The organism is Streptococcus sp. 1F3 (genome assembly GCF_054968985.1).
The window spans coordinates 1-7432 of record NZ_JBUEQR010000125.1 but is presented as its reverse complement, the minus strand read 5'-3'; the positions used below and the strand labels follow the sequence as shown (position 1 = coordinate 7432).

Here is a 7432-nt window from a genome sequence, read left to right as displayed (position 1 = left end):
ACTGACTTTGGACTTCTTTTAGACATAGGAAAACTCCCCTTTAGCTTCTAGTGAATTTTTGTTTTTTCACTGTCCACTATAAGGGGAGTATATCATACAGCCGTTGGGGATTCTTTTCGTTGCAAATGTCCATCTGGGTATCTGCACCTCCTAAAACCAAACCTATTGGTCTAGTTCTTCTATATCATGATCATACTCAAAAACGGAAGCTCCCAATCTAAGTATAAGGCCGTCGTTAACGTAATAGCAAATGAATAGATATGTGTTCCCAAACCAATTGAAGGAACTTCAAAATGGTCATACTCTATGGTCTCTATGCCCTCATCCTTCAAACGGATATCAATACCTGCTTAGTCCAAATAATGGACTAAAATCTTTTCCGTTAAAACATCCGAATAGGTATAGGATTCTACATAGGTATTGTTGGGGTCTTGGTACTCCACGATAAAGAGAGATTGGTAAACTTCCGTAATGCGACCTTGTTTGTTTTTCTCACGTTTACGACCATTTTCTAGAGTCAACTCAACAATCTGCCCCTCATGGTTCTTAATATCCTCTTTAATTTGCTTCATCTTGGCAACATCTGTAAATGCGTCACTCATGCTTATCCATCCTCTCTCTTTGAAATACTTGAAAACTTGTTATACTCTTTTTGGAACATTAACTCAACGGTTCCACGCGCCCCAGAACGGTTTTTCTCAATAATAACCTCGACAGTATTATTAGGAATACCACCATCTTCTTGCTCTCCACGTTCATAATAATCATCGCGATATAAGAAAGCAACGATGTCTGCGTCCTGCTCGATTGACCCAGATTCACGAATATCTGACAAGACCGGTCGCTTATCTTGGCGTTGCTCTACACCACGCGAAAGCTGACTAAGGGCAATGACTGGGACCTTCAATTCCTTGGCTAAAATTTTTAACTGCCGCGAAATTTCAGAGACCTCCTGCTGGCGGTTTTCTCGACCAGTTCCTGTAATTAACTGTAGATAGTCAATCAAAATCAAGCCCAGATTCCCCGTTTCTTGAGCCAATTTACGGGAGCGAGAACGAATCTCTGTAATCTTAATTCCAGGCGTATCATCTATATAAATGCTGGCATTGGCTAAATTAGCTTGTGCCATGGTGAGCTTTTGCCATTCCTCATCTGTCAATTGCCCCGTACGAATGGAACGGGAATTAATCATCCCCTCAGCAGCCAACATCCGATCAACGAGACTTTCCGCCCCCATTTCCAGAGAAAAGATAGCAACTGTCTTCCCTAATTTTGTACCGATATTTTGTGCGATATTGAGGGCAAAGGCTGTTTTTCCGACCGCAGGACGAGCCGCTAAGATGATCAACTCCTCTTCGTGCAAACCTGTCGTCATAGCATCTAAGGCCGGATAACCTGTCGCAATCCCAGTAATATCAGAGGTTTGACGGGAGCGAAGTTCAAGGTTTTCAAAATTGATATTCAAAATATCTTCGATCTGCTTAAAACCGCTTCTACTAGCCCCTTCACTAACATCAATTAAAGCCTTTTCTGCACGTGCAATGATTTCATCGGATTCTTCTGCACCATCGTAAGCTTGGTTGACCGACTCCGTCAAACGTGCAATTAACTTGCGTAAATTAGACTTTTCAGCAACAATCTTGGCATAGTATTCGGCATTGGCAGAAGTCGGGACAGAGTTAATAACCTCGGCTAAATAACTAAGCCCTCCGATATTTTCTAAATCACCATGATTCGCCAAGTAGTTACGCATGGTTGTCGCATCAATTGCCTCATGCCGATCAGACAAGGCAACCATGGCTTTAAAAATCAACTGGTGGGCATATTTGAAGAAATCAGCTGCCTCAATATATTCACGGACAAAAACTAACTTTCCCTCATCGATGAAAATCGCACCGAGAACCGATTGCTCCGCCAAAATATCTTGTGGTTGTACCCGCAATTCATCTAATTCTGCCAAGATTCTCACCCCCTAGCTCTGTCACGTTTTTATTAAGCTTCCTTGATACTCAAATTAATCACACCTAGAACATCTTGGTAAATTTTAACTGGTACGTCAATCAAGCCAACCGCACGAATCGGATGGTCTAATTGGATATTGCGCTTATCGAGCTTAATTCCGAACTGTTTTTCCAATTCTTCAGCAATCTTCTTGCTCGTAATTGAGCCAAAAGTCCGACCGTCTGGACCTACCTTTTCAACAAACGATACAAGTGTTGCTTCTTCTGCTAACTTAGCTCTGATAGCTTCTGCCTCAGCCAACATCTCAGCGTGTGCTTTTTCTTGAGACTTTTGTTTCCCACGCAGTTCACTAATTGCTTGGTTCGTTGCTTCCTTGGCAAGATTTTTCTTAAGCAAGAAATTTTGAGCGTAACCTGTTGGAACCTCCTTGATTTCTCCCTTTTTCCCCTTGCCTTTCACATCTGCTAAAAAAATAACCTTCATGAGAAATTCCTCCTACTCTTCTTTTAATTCTTCTTGAATCACTTGGCACAGTTTTGCCTGAACCTCTTCTAGTGATTGATGATAAATTTGGGCTGCTGCAAGATTAAAATGACCCCCTCCGCCCATTTCTTCCATTATTCGTTGAACATTGACCTTGCTTCTACTCCGCGCTGAAACGGCAATATAGTCATTGACATTTTTAGTGATGACAAACACAGCCTCAATTCCAGCCATCTCTAGAATCGTATCTGCTGCCTTACTTGGTACAATGTTGTCATAGAGAGTTTTTTCATCACCACAAGCAACAACCATCTGGTCCGAAATCTTTTGCCCTCTTAAAATCAATTGGTTAATCTGACGGTATTCACTGAAGTCCGTTGCCGCAATCTGCTGAATTTCTGAACTATCACTACCACGATTTCTGAGATAACTCGCCACATCAAAAGTCCTACTCGTCACACGAGTAGTGAAATTCTTAGTATCCAGCATAATCCCTGCCATCAAAAGGCTGGACTGAAGTCGATTGAGCTTATGGTGCTTATCATTTTGAAACTGAATCAATTCCGTTACCAGTTCACTTGCAGAACTTGCACCACTTTCGATGTAGGTTAAAACTGCATTGTCTGGGAAGTCTGCATCTCGACGATGGTGGTCAACCACAACTACCTGATGGAATAGCTCATAAAATTCTTTCGACAAGGTCAAGCCAATCTTGGAGTGATCCACCATGATGAGGAGCGATTGCGCTGTTACCTGCTTTTTCGCCTCTTCAATCGTTATTAAATTGGAGCAATTTTCTTGGACCAGTTTCTGAACCGCACGTTGAATATCTGGTCCCATCTCCTTTTCATTGTAGACAGTATAGGCATTGTTCATGATATTTTGCGCAAAATATTGCATACCGACAGCAGAACCCAAGGCATCCATATCTAGATTTCGGTGCCCGACAACAAATACCTTATCAACTGTCTTTAGCTTATCAGAAACAGCTGTCATCATCGCACGAGTACGAGTTCTTGTACGCTTAACCGATGAAGCAGAGCCACCTCCGAAAAAGAGGGGTTGCTTACTCTCGTCATTTTCTTTAACAACAACCTGATCACCACCACGTACCTCAGCCATGTTGAGATTTTGTAGGGCAATCTGACCAATCTGCTGATGGTTATTGTCCCCGTAGGCAATTCCCATACTCAAGGTCAAAGCCAAGTCCAGCTGTTTAGCTTCTTCACGAAAACGATTGATAACCGAGAATTTATCTCCAATCAATCTTTTTAAAACCGCATAGTCTGTGAAGAAATAAAAGCGATCCATGGTTCCACGGCGATAATAGATCCCGTTTGCATTTGCAAAGTCAGACACAAATTGAGCCAAGAAACTATTCACCTGACTAATCTGAGAATCTGAGTAGGTATCTTCTAATTCGTCGTAATTATCAATCGAGATAATCCCAATGACTGGTCTACTCCCGATTAGATTTGAAGTAGCATAGTACTCCGTTGACGCATCAAAAAAGTAAAACAAGCCTTGCTCAAAATCAACATAGACGGCATATCGCTTGTCAGCAACCGTAACATAAGTCCTATCCTCATCTAAGCCTGCATCAATGATTTCACGTAGTCTCTGCTGATCAAATTCTCCATCTTCCTTGATAAAAAGAAGTTCAGCATAAGGATTAAACCATTCTACTTGATTATGTTCTAACTGAACTTTAATCACCCCTACTGGCATGTGTGCTAATAGGCGCATCAAGCCAGAGTCCGCTTGATCATTTAAATACTCAATTTGCTCTACCTCACTTACTTCGTAGGAATGCTTTTGAAAAATAAAGAGTAAAATCAGCAAAAAGAAAGCTATGAATGTAGATAAGTAGGTAATCGTTGACTTAGGATAGACACTTTGAATCACTGCCAGTAAGCCAAAGAAGATTATCCCAATCATCACAAAATGAACCGTTGAAAATCGAAATTTTTTCATCACTAACCTCTGCTTGCCATTTTACCACAAAAGCACTGAAAATGCTAGTTCCTATTTTCATTCAAGTTGCAACAACTCCCTATTTTCTAGGCATCAAACAGCTCCTATAATGAACAAGTGATGTCAGTTATTTAAGACTAGCCCTACTATCCTTATTAATACTCAATAAAAATCAAAAGTAGACTAGCTTTCACAATGAAGAATTGTGAAAGGTTGGAAATGAGAGTAGCACCGCTCATTTCCTTATAATCGAAGCCCAAGGTAGAACGAGCATTCACCAAGGCGAGTTGACGAAGTATCCTTTTGATTTTTTAAGAGGATAAGCTGCTTTGATTGTCTAGAATACCACTACGGCAGGAGATAGCTTTTAAGACTCCTTTCGTGCGCTATTTCTTTTTGTATGTATCAACTGATTCCTACATCCTAGTTTGAAGTAAAAGCACAATGTCAGTCTTTATTCATCTTATTCCTTGATATAGAACGGCTACGCCCCTCCAAATAAACCATCAGGATGGATATATCTGCGGGATTGACCCCAGAGATACGGCTAGCTTGCCCGATTGTTTCGGGAGAAATCAGCTTAAATTTCTGGCGAGCTTCTGTCGCAATCGAATCAATATCATCCCAGTCAATATCCGTTGGAATGCGTTTTTCTTCCATGCGCTTCATCTTCTCGACCTGATCCAATGCCTTAGTGATATACCCTTCATACTTGACCTCAGTCTCAATCAATTCAATCGTTTTATCGGATAATTCTTCAGTGGGTACCCCGACAAATTGAACCACATCCGCATAGGTCACTCCCGGTCTGCGCATAAATTCCTTGGCGGTCAATGCATCTGTTAAGGGTTTAAAGCCCATGGCAACAATCTTTTCATTGGTTTCTTTGACCGGTTTCAATTTGATTGAATCCAGGCGCGCCATTTCCTTTTCAAATTGATTTTTGTGAATCTGAAAGAGCTGATACCGCTCATCATCAACCAAACCTACCTGACGCCCAATCTCTGTTAAACGCATATCTGCATTATCATGACGCAAAATCAAGCGATACTCTGCCCGACTAGTCAAAAGACGATAGGGCTCAATCGTTCCTTTCGTCACCAAATCATCAATCATAACACCGATGTAGCCATCGCTACGCTTCAGAATCAATTCTGGTTTGCCTTGTACTTTAAGTGCCGCATTTATTCCTGCGACAATTCCCTGACCAGCAGCTTCTTCATAGCCAGAGGTCCCATTCGTTTGTCCTGCAGTAAATAATCCCGAAATCTTCTTGGTCTCAAGAGTTGCTCGTAATTGATGGGGCATCACAATATCGTATTCAATCGCATAACCCGTCCGCATCATCTCAGCATGTTCAAGCCCTCTTATAGAATGAACTAAATCCCTTTGTACATCTTCTGGAAGACTGGTCGAAAGCCCCTGAATATAGATTTCATCTGTATTATTTCCTTCAGGCTCTAGGAATAGTTGATGTCGCTCCTTATCTGCAAAGCGCACGATTTTATCCTCAATAGACGGACAATAGCGCGGTCCCACCCCCTTGACTACCCCTGAAAACATGGGGGCACGATGCAGATTACGATGGATAATCTCATGACTGCGTGCATTGGTATAGGTTAACCAGCATGGAATCTGCTGTTTCAAATAATCTTCGTCCTTTGACAGGAAAGAAAAATGATTTGGCTTCTTATCTCCAGGTTGAATTTCCGTAGCGGTATAGTCAATGGTTCGCGCATTGACACGAGGAGGAGTTCCTGTTTTAAAACGCCCAATTTCAAGCCCTAGCTCCTTTAAATTATCCGCCAAAGTAACAGAAGCCAAACTGTTATTGGGACCAGACGAATATTTCAAATCACCAATGATAATTTCACCACGCAGGGCCGTCCCAGTCGTTACAATAATTGCTTTTGCAGCAATATACTGATTCGTCGCAGTCCGAACACCAATAACCTGATTCTCTTCTACCAAAATTTCATCAATCATGGTCTGACGAAGGGTCAAATGTTCCTGCCGTTCAACTGTCCGCTTCATCTCTAGTGAATATCTTGCCTTATCTGCTTGAGCGCGTAAAGCTCGTACAGCAGGTCCTTTCCCAGTATTCAGCATCTTCATCTGAATGTAGGTCTTATCAATATTGCGCCCCATTTCACCACCGAGGGCGTCAATTTCACGAACGACAATTCCCTTGGCTGAACCACCAATGGAGGGATTACAAGGCATAAAGGCTAGCATATCCAAATTGATGGTTGCAAGTAAGGTTTTACATCCCATCCGACTAGATGCAAGCCCCGCTTCTACACCAGCATGTCCTGCACCAATTACAACCACATCATATTCTTCTGTAAATTTACCTGTCATCTCACAATCTCCTTTAATCCAATCTATCTAACGTCTGTCAGTAACCAATTTAGCAGGTAGGTTCAAAAATGGATACAAACATATCTTTGTTTACAAATCTGTCAACTTGTGTAAAGCGATGTCCAATCTTCTTTTTATGCATGGATAATTATGCGTGTATAAGGTGGAGATTGCCATGTTCCTCATCAGAGTTGTCTCTCAAATTCCGAAAATCTGATATCCATATATTGCTCAAACATCTATAAGGTAACAACCCCACATCTACACAAAAAGAGCCAAAACCCTCGAAAATTGCACACCAAAAGACGTACAATCCCATGAGCTTTGACCATCATGAATACTGCCAGCTTAAGTGTAGCAAAAACTCCTTTATTTTTCAATAAGAATGATGTGCTAAATGCTTCTTTTCATCGTGTGTAAATTCTCAAAGTAAGTTCTAGTCTGTCACAAAAACTGGAAATTGGACTGAGACAAGAAAATAAGGTAGAACTTACTTTGGGACAAGTTGGTAACTGACAATGAAAAACAAACATCTTACTCTCTCTGATCGAAACGATATTCAAATAGGAATCGAACAACTTAAGCCCTTTTCGGCTATCGCTGTTAAGCTAGGAAAAGACCCTTCTACAATCTCAAAAGAAGTTCGGAGAAA

General features: G+C 41.3%; 6 protein-coding genes. 1 reads left to right on the top strand and 5 read right to left on the bottom strand.

Annotated features, from left to right (window positions below):
- Positions 1-350 precede the first annotated feature (350 nt).
- The 5 genes from ACVPON_RS10150 to mnmG form a co-directional block, all read right to left on the bottom strand.
- The gene (locus tag ACVPON_RS10150; protein ID WP_462878523.1) at positions 351-602 is read right to left on the bottom strand and encodes a Veg family protein; all 252 of its coding nucleotides are present in this window, start codon (positions 600-602) and stop codon (positions 351-353) included.
- Positions 603-604: 2 nt separating this feature from the next.
- A complete protein-coding gene (gene dnaB, locus ACVPON_RS10145; protein ID WP_462878521.1) occupies positions 605-1960 on the bottom strand; it encodes a replicative DNA helicase in 1356 nt (451 codons plus the stop codon).
- 32 nt (positions 1961-1992) lie between these two features.
- Positions 1993-2445: a 50S ribosomal protein L9 gene (gene rplI, locus ACVPON_RS10140; protein ID WP_462878520.1), complete on the bottom strand. Its 453-nt coding sequence runs from the start codon at positions 2443-2445 to the stop codon at positions 1993-1995.
- A 12-nt stretch (positions 2446-2457) separates the two neighbouring features.
- Positions 2458-4419, bottom strand: a complete 1962-nt coding sequence (locus tag ACVPON_RS10135) for a GGDEF domain-containing protein (protein WP_462878519.1) — start codon at positions 4417-4419, stop codon at positions 2458-2460.
- Positions 4420-4866: 447 nt separating this feature from the next.
- Entirely contained in the window at positions 4867-6780 is a 1914-nt protein-coding gene (gene mnmG / locus ACVPON_RS10130) for a tRNA uridine-5-carboxymethylaminomethyl(34) synthesis enzyme MnmG (protein WP_462878518.1), read from the bottom strand.
- Positions 6781-7298: 518 nt separating this feature from the next.
- Here mnmG and ACVPON_RS10125 point away from each other — a divergent pair.
- Positions 7299-7432, top strand: a 134-nt coding sequence (locus tag ACVPON_RS10125; RefSeq protein WP_153050780.1) for a helix-turn-helix domain-containing protein, incomplete at its 3' end; no start/stop codon positions are given.